Source organism: Halalkalicoccus sp. CG83, assembly GCF_037081715.1.
Taxonomy (GTDB): Archaea; Halobacteriota; Halobacteria; order Halobacteriales; family Halalkalicoccaceae; genus Halalkalicoccus; species Halalkalicoccus ordinarius.
Genome location: NZ_JAZDDH010000002.1, coordinates 149,434 through 169,215, shown reverse-complemented (window position 1 = coordinate 169,215; position 19,782 = coordinate 149,434). Strand labels below are relative to the sequence as shown.

Here is a 19,782-nt window from a genome sequence, read left to right as displayed (position 1 = left end):
TTTTATCGCGTGAGCGCGCCCGCGAGGCCGCTCGGCTGGACGGGTCGACGCGCCGCTCGAACGACGGTGACGAAAACGGACGGAGCCGGGTTACGAGATCAGGAGCTTCTCGCCGCGCTCGACGGTGACCGTACACGGCGGCGAGAGCTTGTTGTACGCACGACGGAGCGCCTCCTTGGCGACGGCGGCGTCCTCGACCTCACACCAGATGGTGAAGATGCGCTCGTCCTTCGGGACGCGCGCCGCGGTGCCGACGACCTTGCCGAACGCCTGGCGCATCCCGTCGGAGACGCGGTCCGCGCCGGCGCCGGTCGCCTGCTTGTTCTCCCGCAGGACGTGGTGGGGGAACTTCCGGAGCAGGGCGGCGTAGTTGAACTCGCCGAGCTCCTTGATGAGGTGGCGGTTCATCGCGAGTCGCGAGGCCTCGAGCGCGCTGTTTCGGAGCTGGCACTCCTCGTCGACCGAGAGGCTGATCTGGACGGGCCAGTCCTCGGGGTCGCGGTCGCGGTCGCCCATGCGGTGCTGTGCGATCTTCGAGCCGGGGATCCCCGTGATGTACTCCCGTCGAGTGTAGGGCTGCTTGGAGATCTCCCGGTACATGGAGGCGGGTTTGTCGACCATGGGTACTCTTGGTGGATCCCAGGCCGACGCGCCACATAACCCCTTCGAAGCCCGCCGAGCGACCGTGCCGCGCCGTTCCAGGCGGAGACCCGTAGCGCAGGGCAGGCGGGACGTCTTCGTGGCTCGTCCGATCGCCGCGACGGGGAGCCGAGAAGGGACGGATTCTGAGGAGATCCCCTACAGATTCCGAGACGTTGGGAAGAAGTCAGCAGGAAGACCTGGGGTAGCGGCGGGAGGGGTCTCAGCCATCCCGCCGTCAGCGCGTGTAGACCCGTTTTCTCCTCGTGCTCGTCCGGAACCGACACGCCGCGCCACCTTGATTAGGGCGCTAGAAATGTTTTATTTTGTAAGTTTTCACAAAGCTTATTATAGGCCTGCGTCTGGATCAGAGTACCCCTACCCAGAAGACGGAGCCAGTATCGTCGTATCGGTGCCTACGCGGGTCCTCCACGGCGAGAACGCGACGTCACACGAAACAACCATGAAGCAAACACACACACGACGCGACAAGGGACGTGCGGTGTTCCTTGCCGCCCTGATGGTCCTCTCCGTGTTCGCCATGTCCGTCTCCTTCGCGGGGGCGGCGGCGGCGGCCCACAACCCTCAATCCGAGGTATCGATTGAGGACGGAGACCGACTCTATCAGGGGCAGACGGCACTCGTACAGTACGGCGATCTCGCCGAAACAACTGATGGCACTGTAGATGCGGACACCACCGTCGACCTCTTCAACGAGGATGGCGACTGGATCCGCGAGTACCAGATCTCGGCAGGTGCCGATGCAACCGAGGAACTGACGATCGACACCAGTGACCTCGATGCAGATTCCTACACTCTTGACGGTGAGGGTGAGAACAATGTCACCTTCGACCTTCGAGTCCAGACCCTCAGCGCCGAGTTCGATGAGGAGCAGGTGGTCGAGGGATCGGACGCAGCCTCCGATGTCACGCTGACCATCGACTCCGAGCGCGCGAGCTTCCAGACCGAAGTCAGCGCTGACGGCCTCAATGGCGAGGATCTGCAGACGATCTTCGGTGAGGACGTCGTCTCGGTCCACGATGACTACGTCGTCATCGAGGATCGCGGTGACTTCAGCGCGAACCTCAGCGAGCTCGAACCCGGCGAGTACGAGTTCAACTTCGACGTCGCGGACACCGACGCATCGGACACCGCCACGATCGAAGTGAACGAGAGCAGCGGCGCCAGCGCCGAGTTCGACCAGTCGACCTACTCCGAGGAAGCCGGTGACATCGTCGAGTTCACCGTCGACATGGAGAACACCGACTCGGCTCAGGTCGAGCTGATCGAGCAGGACGACAACTACAACGTCACCCTCGACGTCAACGACGTTGACGGCGACGGCGAGGTCACCGTGTACTTCAACACGTACCTCGCTGGCGAGGACAATGACGCTGCCTTCGACACGGCTGATGACAGCGACGACACCGTGAACATCGCCGTCGACGAAAACGACGAGCAACTGATCACCGACAACACGGACGAATCGCGCCTGCTCCCCGCGGACTTCGACCTTCAGCTCCACGTGGGTGAGGGCGACAGCCGCGAGGAAGTCGACGTCTCGGCCCTCTTCCTGACCGAGGGCTCGATTGACGACGTGACGACGGGCATCGCACCGAGCGACGCTGGTCTCGATGGTGACAGCTCCATCGAGGACATCACCAACGCGACGAGCGAGGGTAACGAGGTTGCGGAGGGAGACACGATCGTCTTCGCCTTCGAGGCCTCGGGTGTCTTCGGAGCCATCGACGTCGGTCAGTTCGAGGACCACTTCAACTTCGTGCTCGAGCAGACCAACGACCAGTACGACGATGGTAGCCAGCTCGCCGAGAGCGACTACGATCTCGTCGAGGATCCCGAGAACGACCGCTTCTTCGTTATCCTGAACACGGATGACATGGAAGCGGGTGAGGAGTACGAGCTCACTCTCGAAGAGGATGGCTCGGACTACTTCGACGCTGACTCGGTGAACGCCGAGTTCAGCATCGTCGAGCGGATGATCGAGGTCACCGGCGACTTCAACAAGGAGGATCAGCTGCTGGTCCCCAACGATGAGGAAGCCGTCATCACCGGTGAGTCGAACGCGGCACCCGGTACGGACGTCCGAGTCCAGCTTCGTGCCACCGGCGAGGACCCGTTCCTCATGAGCCAGACGGTCGAGGTCCAGGAGGACGGCTCCGTTGAGGCCGAGTTCGACCTGAGCGAGCACCAGGCCGATCAGGAGTTCACCGTGACGATGACCGACCAGAACGACAGAGACGTTCAGGCTCAGGTCAACGCGATCCTGACCGAGTCCGCTGACGGCGACCGCCACTCGGTGGTCGTGAACGTCGAGGACGCTGACGGCAACGCGGTCTCCGGCGCGGAGATCACCGTCGGCGACCAGAGCGCCACCACCGACGACGACGGCAAGGCGACCCTCGAACTCGCCCACGGCGAGTACAAGGTCAACGCCTCGTACGACGGCGTCGAGGCCAACGGCAAGCTCACCGTCGACGACCAGACCCCCGACGAGGTCACGCTGACCCTCGGTGAGGAGGACGTCGACTACAACGAGAAGGCCAACGAGGACGACAAGAAGGACGACGAGCAGAAGGACGACAAGAAGGACGAGAAGAAGAGCGACGAGAAGAAGGACGACAACAACGATGACGAGCAGCCCGGCTCGCCCGCTGACGAGCAGCCCGGCTTCGGCATCGCAGTCGCCCTGATCGCGCTCCTGGCCGCCGCGGGCATCGCGCTCCGACGCCAGTAAGCACGTCCCTCCCCTACGAACATCCGGACCGCCCGGACCCCTGCGATGCGGTTTTTTTGGTACCCGACCGTCGAGCGACGGCGAGGAACGAACGCTCGGATCACCGTCGTACGACGCAGACGTTTGTAGCGATACGACCCGCAGGACCGAGGCCGTTCGCGACGAGAGGACCTGATCCGGCGATCCGCGGATCGAGCGCTCGCGAACACCGTGCTCGACGTGAAACGGCGGTTCGTCGCCGCCGACGAGGATCCCACGGTATCTCCCAACGCTCGATCTCTTTCACGCGCTCGCGTACTACTGCCGCCGTGACGGGCCCGCCGAGCGCGAACGGAAGGCCGCCATCCGACACGGTAGCGAACGGCGAACCCGCGAGCTTCTCGAACGGAGCGAATCGGACGCGGTGGTCGGCGACCATGCGGGCTGATCGATGCGGATCCTCGCCGACGCCGACGTCCTCGAGGAGTACGTTTCTGCGTTTCGTGGTGTTGCACATGACGTGATCTACAGTCGCGACGCCGATCGGTTCGGACTGGAGACCACTGACGATGCCATCGTCGAGTACGCAGAATGATGGGAGGCGAGATTCGGGCGGCGATGAGTCGTATCGAGGCGCTTCTGTTCGCCCTCGCTGACGCCGATTTGCTCCGACCCTCGGGCTCTCTGACCGTTCACCGTCGTCGAACGCACTGACCGACTTCCCTCCCAACCCGCGTCCGAAGGTCGAAACGAGACGAGCGGACGAGAATCGAACCGTCGGATCAGCGACGCGTTCTCGCGAGGACGCCGAGCGAGAGCGCGAAGACGGTTACGAGAACGCCGAAGCCGGGTTGCTCATCGACCTCGTGTTCGGCACCTGCCTCCGCGTTCGCCTCGTCATCGGCGTTCCCGTCGGACTCGTTCGCCGCTCCGTCGGTCGCGCCCGCCGTGTCGGCATCGGCTTCGCCGGATGCGTCCCCGTCGCTCCCGTTGGACGCCGTCTCCGGCGAGTCGAGCTGGAGGACGACGACGACCTGGCCGTGCGAGCCGTCGGGACGGAAGGTCCAGCCGCCGCCCGCCTCCTCGTAGGACTCAGCGTCGGCGATCGGATCGATGTCGGAGTTCCACGCGCTGTGGGCGTGCTGAATGTAGCCGACGACCTCGAGCCGGTCGGCGTGCTCTCCGTCGACCTCAGCCTCGCCGTACTCGACGGTGGCGTCCTCCGGATTGCCGTGGAACTCGTAGCAGTGAGAGTCCAGATAGCCATCGCCCTGCGGGAGGTCGCTCGTCCCGAACTGATCAGCGTCCAGCGGTCGATCGTAGTGTTCGGTCAGCGGCAACTCCACGGTTATCGGGCCGGCCGAGGAGTGCCAGTTGAGCGTGTCCCCCGTCGGGATCGTGATCGTCGTGTTCGGAACGGTTTCACCGACGATGGGCTCGCCCTCCTCGTTGAGAAGCACGACGCACATCTTCGTCGATCCGTCGCCGAGATACGGACTGCGGTACTCGTCGCGCGGGTTCTTGTAGCTGATCCAGCTCCCGTCGCTGGCTTGCGCCTCGAAGTAGGCGTCACCCTTCTCGGGGGCCGCCTGAACGTATGCTTCTTCCGACACGCCGGGTTCCGCGACGACGCCGGTTGCGGAGATGGCGCTCACCACCACGAGGAGCCCGACGACGACCGGCAGAACACCTTCTACCGATTTACGCATAGACGCCTCCGTCGTCCGGGAAGCGTTCGTTCACCGAGGGGAACTCAAGGTCGGCGTTCCGCTCCGGGGTATCTCTTCGGTAACAGAAGTACTCACCTCGCCGCAAAAGGTAGGTCGTATCGAGACGTCCATCGTCGTTTCTGCTGTTCCACGTCATACATAACAGAAATAATATGTAAAGTAATAGTTAATACCCGTCTAATACCGGGTAGACGGATACCGGTCAGTCATACGGTATCCTCCTACCGACGACGCTCCGAACCACCGGATCGGGTACTCGTTCGTCTCGACTCCAACGACTGATGCCTATCTTCGTCGGATAGCCCAACAAACATATTACAACGCCACCCCCTTCCGGAGCTATGGTGCCCGATCTCTCCCCGGTGACAGACGTCCTCGGCTGGGTGGTCGTCGGGCTGTTCGTCACGGGGATCGCGGCCGATTGGCGCGACCGGTCAGCGGCGCGCACGATCACCGCCGTCGCGTGGGCGGCGTTCGGACTGTTCTGGCTGCTGATGATCCCCTTCTTCTCGATCGAGCACCGAAGCATCGTCCAGACCGTGCTCGCAGTGGCGGCGGTGCCGGCCTGTCTCTACGTCGCCCGTCGGCTCGCGGCGGGCCGCGACTCGCTGCTCGTGCTCTCGCGGGCGGTCGGGGTGATGGGGCTGATCTACATGCCGTTCGAGGCGATCGCGTTCTTTCACGACACGCTGATCGAGTTGGTGGCGAACCAGACGTACGCCGGCCTCCGGCTGCTCGGCTCGACACCGGCGTTCGAGGTCGACGAACAGGGGCTCAGGAACACGTTCGTCTTCGCACTCGACGGCGGCGGCACCTACTCCACGCGGATCATCTTCGCCTGTACCGGGATCGGGAGCATGGCGATCTTCGGCGGACTGATCGCCGCCGTGCAGGCGCCGCTTCGGCGACGCGTAATCGCGCTCGCGGCCGCGCTCTCGATCATCTGGGTGCTCAACGTCGTGCGCAACGTGTTCATCGCCTACTCGATCGGTCACCAGCTGTTCGACCACCCGGCGCTCGTCGGCCCCGTCATGTGGCTGTTCGGACTGGAGAACCCGCTTCGAGTCTCCTTCTTCGTCGCCGATCGGATCCTCGCCCAGGGGCTTGCGGTCCTCGCGCTGCTGGGGATCGCCTGGCTCGTCGTCAAACTGCTCCCGGAACTGCTCGTGATCGTCGAGGAGCTCGCGGCACTGGTCGGCCGTAAGGAGGAACGCGGCGACGAGCCGCCGAGGCCGGCGGACGACTGAGACGCGGCTCCGCGGCGGGACCGCGGTGCAACGCTGCGGAGTAATGTCAGCGTGCTCTCGAGAACAGGCGGGCTGGACTGGGATCGTTCGCCGCGAGCGCCAGCGCCGTCAGAACTGGAGCCAGCCGGTCGTCAAGCCGCTATCGCGGAGACACCAGCGCTGGTGAAGCGACCCGTCGTGCAGACAGAGCTCGATGACGGCGTCGAACAGCGGTTCGAGCAGCGCGACGCTTCGGGTGTTGCGGTCGGTAGTGAGGTGATAGTGGCCCATCCCGTCGACCGAACGGACCCGGTGAGTGAGTAGGTGGAGGAACCGGAACATCGTCTCGGGCTCGTACTCCGAGAGCAACGGGGTGAGCGAATCGAAACAGAGGCGCAGTTCCGCCGGGGAGAGCCCGCTGCTCGCGGCCTCGAACTCGGCGATGCTCCGCGAGACGGCCCGGCCGAACTCACCGAGGTCGTCGTGTTCGATCGTCGTCTCATCGACGCTCGGTTCGTTGACGCTCGGCTCGACGGCGGGTCGTGCAGCCGCTGTGCTTCGGTTCGCGGCCGCGTACCGAACGACGCGAAGCGAGTCCGGCTCGAGTTCCGTCTCCGGAGTGCGCTCTGTGACCGGAGTACAGGGGTTCGCCAGCGCGAACAGCCGCCGCCGCGGCCCCGTACTCTCCTCGCCGAGAAACTGTCGGCAGGCCGCGCGGTGGGCGCCAGGCATCCGCGAACCCACCACCAAGAGGTTGGAGCCACGCTGTTTGAGCTCGTCGAGCTCCTGGACCAGTGCGGTGGTCTCCTCGTACGCCGATCGCGCCGAATCCCGGCCCTCGTCACGCATTCTCTCGTTGTATCCTTAACGGAAGAAAACATAAACGTTGCGGATCTCTATAAAAGCTGACATGCGAGGGTTCGTCAACGGTCGACGATGAGTCGTGTCAACAGCGGGAGCGATAGGTTTTTGTCTCCTATCGATAGTAACTAGAACATCACGATGGATCCCTCGATCGGTCGGGTGGCGGTGACGGATTCGACGGCGATCCGCTTCGAGTCGGAGGATGACACCCTCAAGGTCGTGGACGCCGTCGAACGCCGTCGCTACTCGATGCTGCTGTCGGGCGCGAACACGCCCGTCGAGAGCAGCCCCGATCGGTTCCGGTTCCCGGTCGACGCCGCGGTGAGCGTCGAGACGGACGCAATCGTACTGCCGACGGCGATCGCAGTGTACGTCCGCGACGGCGACGGCCACATGATCGCCGAGACGGGCCAGTTCGCCGACGAACGGTTTCCCGACGGGACGTACGGTCTCGAACTCTGTGCGCCGTTGAAACTCTACGTACGTGTGGAGTCGGCCGTAGCCCTCTCCGCGGACGCCGACGGGATGCGAATCGAGTTTCCCGAGCCGACGAGCGTCACGTTAGGCGCGCGCTCGAAGCACGACCGACCCGCCGGAACGATCACGACGACCGACGATCCGAAGGACGTGATGGCCGCCGTCTCCGCGCTGGGATCGGCGCTGAAAACGACGAGCCCCGAGCGGTCCTACCCCACCCTGCGGGGCCATCCACCGACGATCGAACGCGGCGATCACCTCGAGATCCCCGAGGAGTTCGCCCCACCGGAGACCGGAGTCCGTCTGGAGCTCCCGGCGGAGTACCGCTACGTCTATCCCGCCGCGTCGCTCGCGTACTACCTCGGTGCGACCGTCGAACCCGGTGAGGAGGCCCGACTCGTCACCGACTCGGGTCTCGTCCACCCGCTGGGGACGGGCGAGGCGTTCGAACGCGAGGTCGAACGCGTACTGAAGAGGACGTTCTTCCTCGACTGTCTCATTCGTACCGAGGGCCTCTACCCGATCGACCTCCACGAGCGACGCGCGCTGGAGGACGTGCTGGATCTGGATTTCGCTACCCTCTACGATCGGCCGCTCGCGTCGCAGTTGGAGGCGTACCTGGAGATTCCCTACGAGGCGATCGAACCGGAGTTCCCCGACTGGAAACTCACCTCCCACGTCACGCCCACTGCCGACAGCGTGGAGATGCTCCCGTTTCTGGTGAACGATCTGGCGGTGATACGGACCCCGACCGCCGAGCGAGTGCCGGCCACGCCGACCGAGACCGCCGCAGTCGAGGGGTTCCTTCGAAGTCCGACGCGGAGCAACGGCGGAAACGCGGTCGCTCGATCCTCGGCGAACGCGTACGTCGAACCCGAGACGGCCGACTCGCTCGAGCAGACGTGGGTCGGCGAGGAGACGCCGATGAGCGCGAGCAAGGCGATCCCGCAGGCGTACCGGAACCGCCTCGCCCGCGAACAGTCGGCCGAAGAGATCGAGGTCGTCGTGGTGTGCAACGACGGGGAGATGGACGAGGAGCGTGGACTGGTGGACTCGGTGTACGGTTCACGCGAGGAGCTGCCCTTCGACGTGCGCGTTCGGCGTGACCTACGGACCGACGAACTCGCGACCGTCCTTGAGACGGACGCCGACTTCCTCCACTACATCGGTCACGTCGAACCAGACGGGTTCGTCTGTCGTGACGGCCGACTCGACGCCGAGGGTTTCGATCGGATCGGCGTCGACGCCTTCCTCCTGAACGGCTGCCGGTCCTACGATCAGGGGATGGCGCTGATCGACGGGGGGGCAATCGGCGGGATCGCTACGTTGACCGACGTCGTCAACACCGGCGCGGTCACGATCGGTTCGGACCTCGCCCGATTGTTGAACTCCGGGTTCCCGCTGCGCGCGGCGCTCGAGGTGGCCAAGGACGCGAGCGTCGTGGGCGGGGACTACATCGTCATTGGGGACGGCGGAATGACGATCACACAATCGAATAGCGGATCACCGATGGTTTGTCAGATAACCCCCGAGTCGAGCTCATACTCGGTGAAGATCAAGACATATGTGAACGATGTCGAAGGGATGGGGAGCATGGTATTTCCCCAAGTCGCGGACAACGATTGCCATCACCTCAACTCGGGCCACATAGGTTCGTTCGAACTGTCGGAACAGGAACTACACGACTTCCTCCAACTCGACGAGTTCCCCATCAAAATCAACAATGAACTGAGTTGGAGTCAGTACGTCGACGTCGGAACGTTGTGACTACGGGCCAGCCGTCGTCGTAGCCCAGCCCGCCGCCGCGTTGCCCGCCTGTGAGAGCAACAGCAGGGTCGTGAAGAGGACGCCGGTCATTCGTGGGTGATCCGCCAGGTACGTTTTGATGCTGTCGTTCGACATTGCAATTGGTCCGAGGGGCCCCACTAATATGAAATTATTCGAATAATATAGATACTAAATATAGTCAATTTACTGACTTCAAATAGGCAATAAAGAGTGTTTATGATATCGATACGGCTAATACGGACGCAGGGAGAGGGATTCGAGGACTCGTATCGTCATACATATGTATGGGAATGAAGTCATATAGCTGTTATGTCTGAAATTAGTTATTTAGTTCCGCGTCGGAGGCATCGGTAGAATCGACACGTCTGAAGGATTGACGACCGGTTCGAACCCCACAGGCGATCATAGGATACGAAATCGGTCGTTCGGGAACGTGTGCACCAAGGTACGGATGGAGTTCCTCGTGTCTCCGTCGGTCGGCGGGAACGGGTTCTCCGACGCCAGACGCCGAACCGGGCGTTCGGATGAGAGAGCGATCGATCTGTCGGTCGATCGGTACGTTCGCTCGTAGTAAGAGAACGTCGCTGGGGAACAGAACGAGAAACGACAGTGCGGAATGCCGCCTCCCGGATTTGAACCGGGGACAGCTCGATCTTCAGTCGAGTGCTCTCCCAGTCTGAGCTAAGGCGGCCCGTTCGAGACGAGGCCGAGCCGTCAAAAAAGGATTTCGAAACGTCCGGCACCGAACTCCGCAACCGGACTCGACGTCGACGGTCCAAATAGTTCATACGTACGGCTCCCATTTCTCGAAAAGTAAAGGCCGGTTTCGATCATATTCGGGTGATAACGCCAGAAAAAATAAATAATCTGGCTGACGATAGCGAGACATGGAAGACGGCATGAAGCGAGCGAGACGGCGGTTCGAGTCAGGTGAGCGGACCGCAGGATTCAACCCATTCCCCGATGCACGACGTGGTATGGGGGACGAGGAGCGTCGCGAGGACGACGGGCGGCTTACTGGGGTCCACGGAGCAGTCGGGCACGACCTCCCCGAGAGGACCGCCTCCCGCTCGAGTCAGTACGCCGTCTCGGACTTCACGGACGAGGCGTTGTCGGTTCGACTCGTCACCCACCCGCTGCTCGGCGACGGCCGGCCCGTCGACATCGACCAGACGGTCCGCGTTTGGGTGCTCGGCGAGGTCTACGGCTTCGACGACACGGCGATCGGCGGGTCGGACGGACACCGACCCCGACCTCAGAGCGTCGACAGCGCCGCCTACTGTGCGGAGCTCTACGAGTCCCACGGCATGGAGTTCGTGGGCGGGTTGAACGGAAACTGCGTCGTCCTCGTTCACGACGAGGCGGCCGGCGAACTATCGGTCGTCACCGATCGACTGGGGTCGATCCCGGTCTACTACACCCGGACGGACGACGGCGTCGCGTTCTCGACCGACATCGACAACGTCGCGCGACGTCCGGAGGTCGAGACGGAGTTCGATCTGGGCTACCTCCACGAGTATCTGGTCTATCGCCGGACGTTCGGCGTGAAGACACCGCTTGCCGGTATCGAGGAGCTCCAGCCGGCGACGGTCTCGACGATCGATCTCGAGGACGGCTCGATCGACGCGGAACGCTACTGGCAGCCGCGGTTCCGCCCGCAGGAGGTCTCCTTCGACGCGTTCGCCGACGAGTTCACGCGGACATTCAAGCAGGTGATCGACGAGTGGCGCCGCGACGACCTCCGGTACGGCGCGCTGCTCAGCGGCGGCAGCGACTCCCGTCTCAACCTCGCAGCGCTCGGTTCGAACGTGACCGCCTTCCACATGGCCGACTGGATGAGCCGGGAGGCCCGCACCGCGGAACGGGTGGCGATCGAGTCGGGCAACGAGTTCGTCTTCCTCAGACGCGACCCGAACTACCAGGCGAGCGCGCTCGATCGAAACCGGGCGTTCAACAACTTCAACGGCTGGTTCACACAGGGGTACGCGAGCGGGTTCGAGCGGGAGATCACCTCCCGGGTCGACGTGTTGCTCTCGGGGATGTACGCCGACACGCTGTTCAAGGGCCATGCCGTCCCCTCGCCGTCGTGTTCGCTCGACCCGATCGGCAACCTCACGCTGCCGATCGAGTCGAGCATCGACAGCCTTCCGGAGTTCATCGACTGGCTCCTCGAGAGCGCTCCGAGCGACGACAGCCTGCCGCTGTCGACCGACCTCCGGACGGTGCTCGAGGAGAACGTCTACCGCGACGGCGACGAGATCGTTCACCACGGCGTTCGCTACGACTCGATCGACGACCTCGTCTACACCAGCGGCTACTTCCCGCTGACCAACGACGACGACATCATCTTCCGCAACAGCCTCCGAAGCATGCTTCCCTACCGGACGCCGTTTCTGGACAACCGTCTCGTGGACCTCTCGCTTCGGATGCCGATCCGATATCGTCTGCGACGAAACGTCATCAACGCCGCCATCCAACGCCTCGATCCGAAGCTCGCGTCGATCCCGCACGCACACACGGGACTGAGTCTCGATCACTCGTTTCCGGTGGACTACCTCGGACGCACGTTCTACGCCCTCTGGCGGAAACACGCCATGGGGGAGAGCCCGCCGCAGTCACACCTCAGCAACGGGTCATGGATCAACGACGCGGAGCTGATTCGGAGGGACGACTTCTACTGGCAGGCGATCGAATCACGTGCGGAGCTGATCGAGCGACTGCCGTTCGTCGAGTTCGAGGACGTCCGCAACTGTTATCGAGACCACCTCGACGGGGAGAACAACGTCGTGGAGCTCTATACGCTTCTGACCGTACTTACGATGCCAACAACTGAAGAGATAGCCACCATGTACACCGACGATGACCGAATCGACGACCAGGAACGAATCACGCCGCCGGAGGGCCCGCGGTGAGTAACGAGTCGATAGACACGCTGTTGATCGGGATCGACGCCGCCTGTGCACCGATCCTCGATCCCCTGTTCGAGAAGGACGCGCTTCCGAACATCGAGTCGATCATCGAGGACGGGGCGAGCGGCCCCCTCGAGTCCCAGATCCCGCCCTGGACCGCGAGCGCGTGGCCATCGCTGTATACGGGCGCAAACCCGGGCAAACACGGCGTGTTCGGCTTTCTCACCTACGAGGGCTACGACTGGGACGTCGTCAACGCGACGCACGTCCGGGAGGCGGCTCTCTGGGAGCTGCTCACCCACCAGGAGATGAGCAGCGTCGTCGTCAACGTCCCCGTGACGGCGCCGCCGCCGGAGATCGACGGCGCAGTGGTGCCGGGCTACACGGCCCCCGAGAACCCCGACTGTCATCCGACGGGTCTGCTCTCAGAGATCCGCGAGGAGATCGGCGAGTACCGCGTCTACCCCGACGAGGAGCGCGAGCAGCCCGGCGAGTACGTCGACCTCGTGCGGATGCGCGGGGCCGCGTTCCGGTATCTCGCCAAGCGGTTCGAGCCCAAGTTCGGATTCGTTCAGTTCCAACAGACCGACAGCGTCTTCCACGAGAACCCCGACCGCCAGGACTACGTCGAGGAGATCTACCGGGCGGTCGACGAGGAGGTCGGGACGCTACTCGAGGACTGCGATCCCGACACCGTGATCATCGCGAGCGATCACGGGATGGGACGCTACGACGAGTACGAACTCCGCGTCAACGAGTTCCTCGACGAGGAGGGATACGTCGAGACGATGACCGGCGGGTCGGGCATGCCCGCCTGGCTTCCGATGTTGAACAGCCAGCTCCGCCAGGGAGGCGAGGCCGAGGCGCCCTCGCCGGGGCTGGCGGGCAGGGCGATCGGCGCCGCCGCCCAAGTCGGGATCACGCCCGCCCGCGCCGGCAGGGCGCTCCGCGCGGCCGGCCTCGATGGGCTGGTCAAGCGCGTGATCCCCGCGAACGCACGACGGGCGGGGAACGAACAGGTCGACTTCGCCGAGTCGGCGGCGTACATGCGCTCACGGATCGAACTCGGACTGCGGATGAACGTCGAGGGACGCGAACCCGACGGGATCGTCCCGCAGTCGGAGTACGAGTCGGTCCGCGAGGAGCTGATCGAACTGCTCTCCGACGTCGAGACGCCGGACGGGAAGGCGATGTTCGAGGCCGTCGGCCCGCGCGAGGAGTACTTCTGGGGGCCCCACGCCGACGAGAGCGTCGACGTCGTGATGGTCCCCAACGAGTTCGAGCAGTTCCTCTCGGCCGACTTCAAGGGGGAGGTGTTCGGTCCGCCGTCCGAGCCGTGGAACCACAAGCGCGACGGGATCGTCGCGATCTCGGGCGAGGGAGTCGACGCCGACGCCGACCTCGGGGACGCACACCTCTTCGACGTCGCGCCGACGATCTGTGCCGCGCTCGGCGCGCCGAGAAGCGATCGGATGGACGGCGACGTGCTCCCGGCGGTCGACGCCACCGAGGAGTACGGCTACCCCGAACTGGACGAGAGCGTGCGAGAGACCGACGACGAGGAGATCGAGGACCGGCTGTCGGCTCTCGGTTATCTGGAGGGTAACGAATGAGCATCACAGTACGACGTGCCGAAGGAGACGAACTCGAACAGTGGGACAGCTACGTGAGCCGCTCGGAGGAGGCGGGTCCGTTCCATCAGCGAGCGGGACTCGAACTGCTCGCCGATCACACCGACACGACGCTTCATCCGCTCGTCGCGTACAAGGGCCAACAGGCGGTCGGCATCCTCCCCGTCTTCGAGGAACGGAAGGGACCGTTCACGCTGGTCGTCACCCCGCCCTCCCATACCGAGGTCTACTACCTCGGCGCGGCGCTGCTCGACGCCCATCAGCTCAAACAGCGCAAGCTCGAGCGGCGCAACCGGCGGTTCGTCTACACCTGCCACGAGTGGATCGAGGCGAACCTCGAACCCGACCTCACCCACATCCGAAACACGGACCGGTATCTCGATCACCGACCGTTCAAGGAGAAGGGCTACGAGGTCGAACCCTACTACACGTACGTCACCGACCTCACCCCCGATACGGACGACCTGCTGATGGCGCTCTCGAGCGACGCACGCTCGAACGTCCGCAACACCGACGAGGACGCCTACGAGATCGAGATCGGCGGCCTCGACGAGGCAAAGGAGATCATCGATCGCGTCCGCGAGCGCCACGAGGACCAGGACACGCCCTACTTCATCGACGACGATTACGTCACTCGGCTGTACGAGACGTTTCCGGACGACCAGATCAAACCGTACACCTGCTATACGACCGACGGTGGGATGGCCGGCGGGATCGTCGCCATCGAGCACGACGACACGATCTACCGTTGGCAGGGCGGCACCAAGGGCGACGTCGACATCCCGGTCAACGACCTGCTCGACTGGCACATCATGGAGGACGCGAAGTCCCGCGGGATCGAGCGCTACGACTTCGTGGGCGCGAACCAGCGCCGGATCTGCCGGTATAAGTCGAAGTTCGCGCCGGATCTTGCGGCCTATCACGGCGTACGAAGGCGCTCCCCGCGCGCGGAGGCGGTGAGCACCGTTCGCGGTCTGCGTAGTCTCGTCCCGTTTCCCCGCTGAACCCACCTCCCCTTCATGCCCGGCTCAAACCCTCGACTCACCGCCCGTACCGTGTTCAGACGGCCGAGAACCGACGGTATGCGTTCGTATCTGACCGAGCACGGCGCGTCCCGGTACGCGTTCTACGGCTACGGCAAGATCGCCGTGCGTGACGGTCTCGATCTGCTGTTGGCCGAACGACCCGAGACGACCAACGTCGTCCTCCCGGCCTATCTGCCACACGGGATCATCGAGTCGTTTCGAGACGCCGGGCTCGAGCCCCGATACTACCGGTGTGATCGGCGGCTCCGTCCGAACCTCGAGGACGTCGAGCGACTCCTCGACGAGGAATCGCTCGCGGCCATGCTCACACACTACTTCGGGCATCCTCAACCCCCCGAGGACGTCTCGACGATGCGAACGCTGTGTGAGCAACACGACGCATTCCTGATCGACGACAACGCCCACGCTCCGCTGAGCACGAGCGAGGGTCGACTGCTCGGAACGCTCGGCGACATCGGGATCACGAGCCTCAGAAAACTGCTTCCGGTACCGAACGGCGCCCTGTTGTTCGTCTCGAACGAGTCACTCTCGGAGACGGACCTCACGCGCTCGGAGGTCCGAAGTCGGTACGGTCTCGACGACTACCGCTACTGTGCACGGTCGCTCGGTCGATCCGTCAGCGGCTACCCCGTTGCACGGGAGGCCCTGTCCGCGATCCGATGGCTGCGGGATCGGATCCCCGGGCCGCGTACGGCGGTCGATCACAAGGTGGCGGACGGTGGCGAGGATCCCCGATCGATCTACGAGGAGGCGAAGGGACCGATGTCTCGACTCGCACTGCGGGTGTTCGACCGGACGGATCCCCAACGCGTGATCGCCGCCAGACGAGCGAACTACCGGGTCTGGGACCGAGCGATCCGCGACGTCGAGGGCGTCGAGCCGGTGTTTCCCCAACTCCCCGATGGCGTCTGTCCGCAGTACTACACCGTGTTCGTCGACGACCCGGACGACCTCGGCCCCCTCGAAGGAGTCAGCGCACCGTGGCCGCCGCTGCCGCACGAGATCAGTGACGACGCGGAGTTCGAGACGGAGAACTACCTCGCCACCCACCTCCACACGCTCCCGGTTCACCAGGGTTTGGATCTCAAGGGGCTGGGCCCGCTGGTGCCAGAGAAACGGCGATAAACGGAGACGAAGACGGAGGCTACCGGTCGGCGGGAGTACCGTCGAACTCGTCCTCGACTACGACGTCGATCTCGGTTCCTTCCTCGGGGGCGATCGTATCGATCGTCGCCCCCGAATCGGTCTCGATGACGGCTTCGGCACCCTTCTTCGCGACGGCCACACCGATCGCGCCGCCGGCACCGGCGATGGCCGCGCCCGGAACGCCGTACGCTTTGTATCCGTACTTGGCAGCCTTCTTACCGACCGTGAGTGATCCGATCATCGTAACGGTACCAGAGCCCTCGTCGGGGAGTCGTCTCGCCCTGCCAGCACAGGGGGATTAAGACGGGGCGACGACGGACGGGCTCGGATCGCCGTGACGTTCGAGTGAACCGGACTACCGCCCGCCGTTCGAGCCGCTCCGCTCGCGAGACGCCCGTTCCGTGATCCAAACCCCCTGAATACTGATTTCACGGCTCGTGAGGGTACTCGCCGTGAGAGATGGGCCCACTCGGATTTGAACCACGCGAACCTCGCTCCGCTCGGTTCTCTACTTCAAATCCGTCGAGCGTCAATACTCATCGCTCACGGGTGTGTTCGCGACGAGGTAATGGGCCCACTCGGATTTGAACCAAGGACGAACCGGTTATGAGCCGGTCTCTCTAACCAGACTGAGATATGGGCCCCGTAGTTCGGGTACTGGACGGCCGAACTAAGTTCTGCCGGATGGCGTGCTCGCGCCGACGAACCCGCGTCCGGTCACCGTCGCGGACCGACATCTCCCTCGGAACCGAACGTTCGAAGCCTGGGGCTTCCCGCGGTAGTGGATCGGAAAAGACGCCGTCACAGGACTACGTCCTGCCTCCCGTGAATTTCGGCAAAATCCACGCCGTCACCGGAACGCCTCGCGTTCTGGTTAGCCGTAAAATCCAAGGGATTTTACGCCGCCGCCAGGGCTCGAACACGCCGAGACGGTCCTGCTTCGCTCACCCCGTTCGCTCGCAGGCTGCGACTCGTCTGCTCTCGCCTGCCGGATGCGTCCCCGGCGCACAGACTCCTCGCTCTGCTCGTCGCATTGTGCGCCGGAAGAAGCGCCGCCGCCAGGGCTCGAACCTGGGACAACCTGGGTAACAACCAGGTGCTCTACCAACTGAGCTACGGCGGCTTCACCGCTACCTAAACGCAGTCCCCCCATAGGGCTTTCGTTTCTCCGGCACCCATCGATACCCTTTCGACGGCCCGTCGAATACCTCCGCCGATGACCGACGCTTTTCGCGAGACCGTCGCCGCCGTCCGCGACCGGGTCACGCCCGGGCCCGACGAGCGCGAACGGCTACAGCGGGCGACCGCCGACCTCGTCGAACGGACCAAATCGGCGACCGCCGACCTCCCCGTCGAGACCGACGTCCTCCGCGTCGGCAGCACCGCCCGGGACACCTGGCTGGCCGGCGACCGCGACATCGACCTGTTCGTTCGGTTCCCGTCCGATCTCCCTCGGGAGGACCTCGAGTCCTACGGGCTGGCCGTCGGCCACGAGGTCCTCCCCGAGGGCCGCGCCGAGTTCGCGGAACATCCCTACGTCACCGGCGAGTTCGACGGGTTCGACGTCGATCTCGTCCCCTGCTACCGCGTCGAGCGCGCGACCGAGGCCCGTTCGGCGGTCGACCGCACCCCGTTTCACACGCGCTACGTCGAGCGCGAGATCACCGACGAGCTCGCCGCGGACGTCCGCGTGCTCAAGGGGTTCCTGGTCGCATGCGGGATCTACGGCAGCGACCTCCGTACCGAGGGGTTCTCGGGCTATCTCACCGAACTCCTCGTGCTCGAATTCGACGGCTTTCGTCCGCTGATCGAGGCCGCCGCCGACTGGCACCCGCCCGTCGGACTCGACCCCGAGGACCACGGGACGCGCTCGTTCGACGATCCGCTGATCGTGGTCGACCCCACCGACCCCGAGCGCAACGTCGCCGCCGTCCTCTCGGAGACCAACCTCGCACGGTTCCAACACCACGCCCGCGCGCTGCTCACGGACCCCTCGATCGAGTGCTTCGAGCCCGACGACCCCGGGCCGCTCGACCGTGACGCGCTGCTCTCCCACCTCGAGCGCCGCGAGACGACGCCGATCGCCCTCCGCTTTTCCGCCCCCGACGTCGTCGAGGACCAGCTCTATCCCCAGCTCGAGAAGTCGCTCTCGGGGATCGCCGACGAGCTCGATCGACGCGGCTTCTCCGTCCTCCGATCGAGCGCCTTCGCCGACGAGAACGCCGTCCTGCTCGTCGAGTGCGCCGTTGCCTCACTGCCGGCCGTCGAGCGCCACGAGGGGCCGCCGGTCCACGTCGGGGAGCACGCGGCAGCCTTCTACGAGAAGTACGCCGGAAGCGACGCCTACGGTCCGTTCGTCGATGGCGACCGGTACGTCGTCGAGCGTGATCGGGGACACACGACGGCGGTCGGCCTGCTCGAGGGCGGCATGCTCTTCGACGTGGCGCTCGGTCCCGACGTCGAACGTGCTCTGCGAGAGGACTACGATCTGCTCGTCGGCGGGGAGGTGACGGCGCTGCTCGAGGAGTTCGGAGCCGAACTCGCGTACTACTACGATCCACGCCCCTGACTATCCGAGGTCGTGGTACTCCCGCAGGTCGGTAATGATCTCCTCGACGCCCTCCTGCGGGTCGATCTCCGGCTCGACCGGCGTGTGGCCGTCGAAGGTCTCGTGGACCATCGCGACCCCCTCCGACAGCGTGTCCAGCCCGTAGCCCCCCTCGAGGACGAACGCGATCGGCGCACCGGCGTCCTCGGCGATCTCCCGTAGCGCGATCGTGAGGTGGCCGAACCCGTCGGTCGAGACGCGCATCCGCGAGATGGGGTCGTGGCGGTGTGCGTCGAACCCCGCGCTCACAATCAAGAGGTCGGGATCGAAGCGCGCGAGCGCGGGCTCGAGCACCTCGTCGATCGCGTAGAGGTAGCCGCCGATGTCGGTTCCCGCCGGCAGCGGGACGTTACAGATCGTCCCCTCGCCCTCGCCGGAGCCGGTCTCCTCGGCCTCGCCCGTCCCCGGGTAGAGCCCCTGTTCGTGGATGGAGGCGTAGAAGACGTCGCCGCGGTCCTCGAAGACGTCCTGGGTGCCGTTGCCGTGGTGGACGTCCCAGTCGACGATCGCCACCCGATCGACCGCCTCGTCGTCGAGGGCCGCCTGGGCCGCGACCGCGGCGTTGTTGAAGAAGCAGAACCCCATCGCGTCGTCGATCGTCGCGTGGTGGCCCGGCGGTCGACCCAGCGAGAACGGCGTCTTGCGCCCCTGTTCGCCCGCGAGCGCGGCCTCAGCGGCCCACACCGCGAGACCGGCGCTGGTCAGCGCGGCGTCCCACGTCTCCTCGACGGCGACCGTGTCGGGGTCCCAGTTCCCCCCGCCGGCCGCACAGAACTCGCGTACCTCCTCGACGTAGTCGGCGTCGTGGACCGCCGCCACCCGATCGACGTCCACGGGGTCGGCGTCGACGTACTCGACGCCGTGCTTCCGGGTGAGCCCCTGCTTGATCGCCCGCAGCCGATCTGCCGTCTCCGGGTGGCGTTCGCCGGTGTCGTGTTCGAGGCAGGTCTCGCTGTAGCCGAATCTCATGCTCCCGATCCCCGT

Annotated in this window: 15 protein-coding genes and 3 tRNA genes; 9 read left to right on the top strand and 9 right to left on the bottom strand. The window is 64.6% G+C overall.

What is annotated here, in order from left to right; all coding sequences use genetic code 11:
• Nucleotides 1-90: 90 nt before the first annotated feature.
• Nucleotides 91-621 (bottom strand): 50S ribosomal protein L16, encoded by a 531-nt coding sequence (locus V0Z78_RS14395; RefSeq protein WP_336345361.1) that lies wholly within the window; start codon nucleotides 619-621, stop codon nucleotides 91-93.
• A gap of 481 nt (nucleotides 622-1,102) precedes the next feature.
• Between V0Z78_RS14395 and V0Z78_RS14390 the strand changes: the two genes are divergently transcribed.
• Together V0Z78_RS14390 and V0Z78_RS14385 are read left to right on the top strand one after the other, a co-directional pair.
• On the top strand, nucleotides 1,103-3,394 hold the full coding sequence (locus tag V0Z78_RS14390; protein WP_336345360.1) for a BGTF surface domain-containing protein: 2,292 nt from the start codon (nucleotides 1,103-1,105) through the stop codon (nucleotides 3,392-3,394).
• 430 nt (nucleotides 3,395-3,824) lie between these two features.
• Entirely contained in the window at nucleotides 3,825-3,968 is a 144-nt protein-coding gene (locus tag V0Z78_RS14385) for a hypothetical protein (protein ID WP_336345359.1), read from the top strand.
• Nucleotides 3,969-4,155: 187 nt separating this feature from the next.
• Here V0Z78_RS14385 and V0Z78_RS14380 read toward each other — a convergent pair whose 3' ends face one another.
• Complete coding sequence (locus V0Z78_RS14380; RefSeq protein WP_336345358.1) at nucleotides 4,156-5,082, bottom strand: PGF-CTERM sorting domain-containing protein; 927 nt, start codon at nucleotides 5,080-5,082, stop codon at nucleotides 4,156-4,158.
• Between the two features lie 362 nt (nucleotides 5,083-5,444).
• Here V0Z78_RS14380 and artA point away from each other — a divergent pair, with 362 nt between their 5' ends.
• Nucleotides 5,445-6,350, top strand: a complete 906-nt coding sequence (artA, locus tag V0Z78_RS14375) for an archaeosortase A (protein ID WP_336345357.1) — start codon at nucleotides 5,445-5,447, stop codon at nucleotides 6,348-6,350.
• 108 nt (nucleotides 6,351-6,458) lie between these two features.
• Here the strand turns inward: artA and V0Z78_RS14370 are convergent, their stop codons facing one another.
• On the bottom strand, nucleotides 6,459-7,178 hold the full coding sequence (locus V0Z78_RS14370) for a DUF7504 family protein (protein WP_336345356.1): 720 nt from the start codon (nucleotides 7,176-7,178) through the stop codon (nucleotides 6,459-6,461).
• 153 nt (nucleotides 7,179-7,331) lie between these two features.
• Here V0Z78_RS14370 and V0Z78_RS14365 point away from each other — a divergent pair, with 153 nt between their 5' ends.
• Nucleotides 7,332-9,437, top strand: a complete 2,106-nt coding sequence (locus V0Z78_RS14365) for a hypothetical protein (RefSeq protein WP_336345355.1) — start codon at nucleotides 7,332-7,334, stop codon at nucleotides 9,435-9,437.
• On the opposite strand, the gene V0Z78_RS14360 is transcribed toward V0Z78_RS14365, so the two are convergent.
• Together V0Z78_RS14360 and V0Z78_RS14355 are read right to left on the bottom strand one after the other, a co-directional pair.
• Nucleotides 9,438-9,572 (bottom strand): DUF7503 family protein, encoded by a 135-nt coding sequence (locus V0Z78_RS14360; protein ID WP_336345354.1) that lies wholly within the window; start codon nucleotides 9,570-9,572, stop codon nucleotides 9,438-9,440.
• Nucleotides 9,573-10,075: 503 nt separating this feature from the next.
• Nucleotides 10,076-10,149 (bottom strand) — tRNA-Phe (locus V0Z78_RS14355).
• A gap of 286 nt (nucleotides 10,150-10,435) precedes the next feature.
• Here V0Z78_RS14355 and V0Z78_RS14350 point away from each other — a divergent pair.
• The 4 genes from V0Z78_RS14350 (at nucleotide 10,436) to V0Z78_RS14335 (ending at nucleotide 16,169) form a co-directional block, all read left to right on the top strand.
• On the top strand, nucleotides 10,436-12,370 hold the full coding sequence (locus tag V0Z78_RS14350; protein ID WP_336345353.1) for an asparagine synthase-related protein: 1,935 nt from the start codon (nucleotides 10,436-10,438) through the stop codon (nucleotides 12,368-12,370).
• Entirely contained in the window at nucleotides 12,367-13,980 is a 1,614-nt protein-coding gene (locus V0Z78_RS14345; RefSeq protein ID WP_336345352.1) for an alkaline phosphatase family protein, read from the top strand. Before V0Z78_RS14350 ends, V0Z78_RS14345 begins: the two co-directional genes overlap by 4 nt.
• Complete coding sequence (locus V0Z78_RS14340; RefSeq protein ID WP_336345351.1) at nucleotides 13,977-15,002, top strand: lipid II:glycine glycyltransferase FemX; 1,026 nt, start codon at nucleotides 13,977-13,979, stop codon at nucleotides 15,000-15,002. The genes V0Z78_RS14345 and V0Z78_RS14340 overlap by 4 nt, the downstream gene beginning before the upstream one ends.
• 78 nt (nucleotides 15,003-15,080) lie before the next feature.
• Entirely contained in the window at nucleotides 15,081-16,169 is a 1,089-nt protein-coding gene (locus V0Z78_RS14335) for an aminotransferase class I/II-fold pyridoxal phosphate-dependent enzyme (RefSeq protein ID WP_336345350.1), read from the top strand.
• Between the two features lie 19 nt (nucleotides 16,170-16,188).
• Here the strand turns inward: V0Z78_RS14335 and V0Z78_RS14330 are convergent, their stop codons facing one another.
• The 3 genes from V0Z78_RS14330 to V0Z78_RS14320 form a co-directional block, all read right to left on the bottom strand.
• Complete coding sequence (locus V0Z78_RS14330) at nucleotides 16,189-16,431, bottom strand: hypothetical protein (RefSeq protein ID WP_336345349.1); 243 nt, start codon at nucleotides 16,429-16,431, stop codon at nucleotides 16,189-16,191.
• A 328-nt stretch (nucleotides 16,432-16,759) separates the two neighbouring features.
• Nucleotides 16,760-16,834, bottom strand: a tRNA-Ile gene (locus tag V0Z78_RS14325).
• 406 nt (nucleotides 16,835-17,240) lie between these two features.
• Nucleotides 17,241-17,313 (bottom strand) — tRNA-Asn (locus tag V0Z78_RS14320).
• Nucleotides 17,314-17,406: 93 nt separating this feature from the next.
• On the opposite strand from V0Z78_RS14320, the gene cca reads away from it, so the two are divergent.
• The gene (gene cca / locus V0Z78_RS14315) at nucleotides 17,407-18,759 is read left to right on the top strand and encodes a CCA tRNA nucleotidyltransferase (RefSeq protein WP_336345348.1); all 1,353 of its coding nucleotides are present in this window, start codon (nucleotides 17,407-17,409) and stop codon (nucleotides 18,757-18,759) included.
• On the opposite strand, the gene V0Z78_RS14310 is transcribed toward cca, so the two are convergent.
• A complete protein-coding gene (locus V0Z78_RS14310) occupies nucleotides 18,760-19,767 on the bottom strand; it encodes a histone deacetylase family protein (protein ID WP_336345347.1) in 1,008 nt (335 codons plus the stop codon). It lies immediately after the preceding gene.
• Between the last annotated feature and the right edge of the window lie 15 nt (nucleotides 19,768-19,782).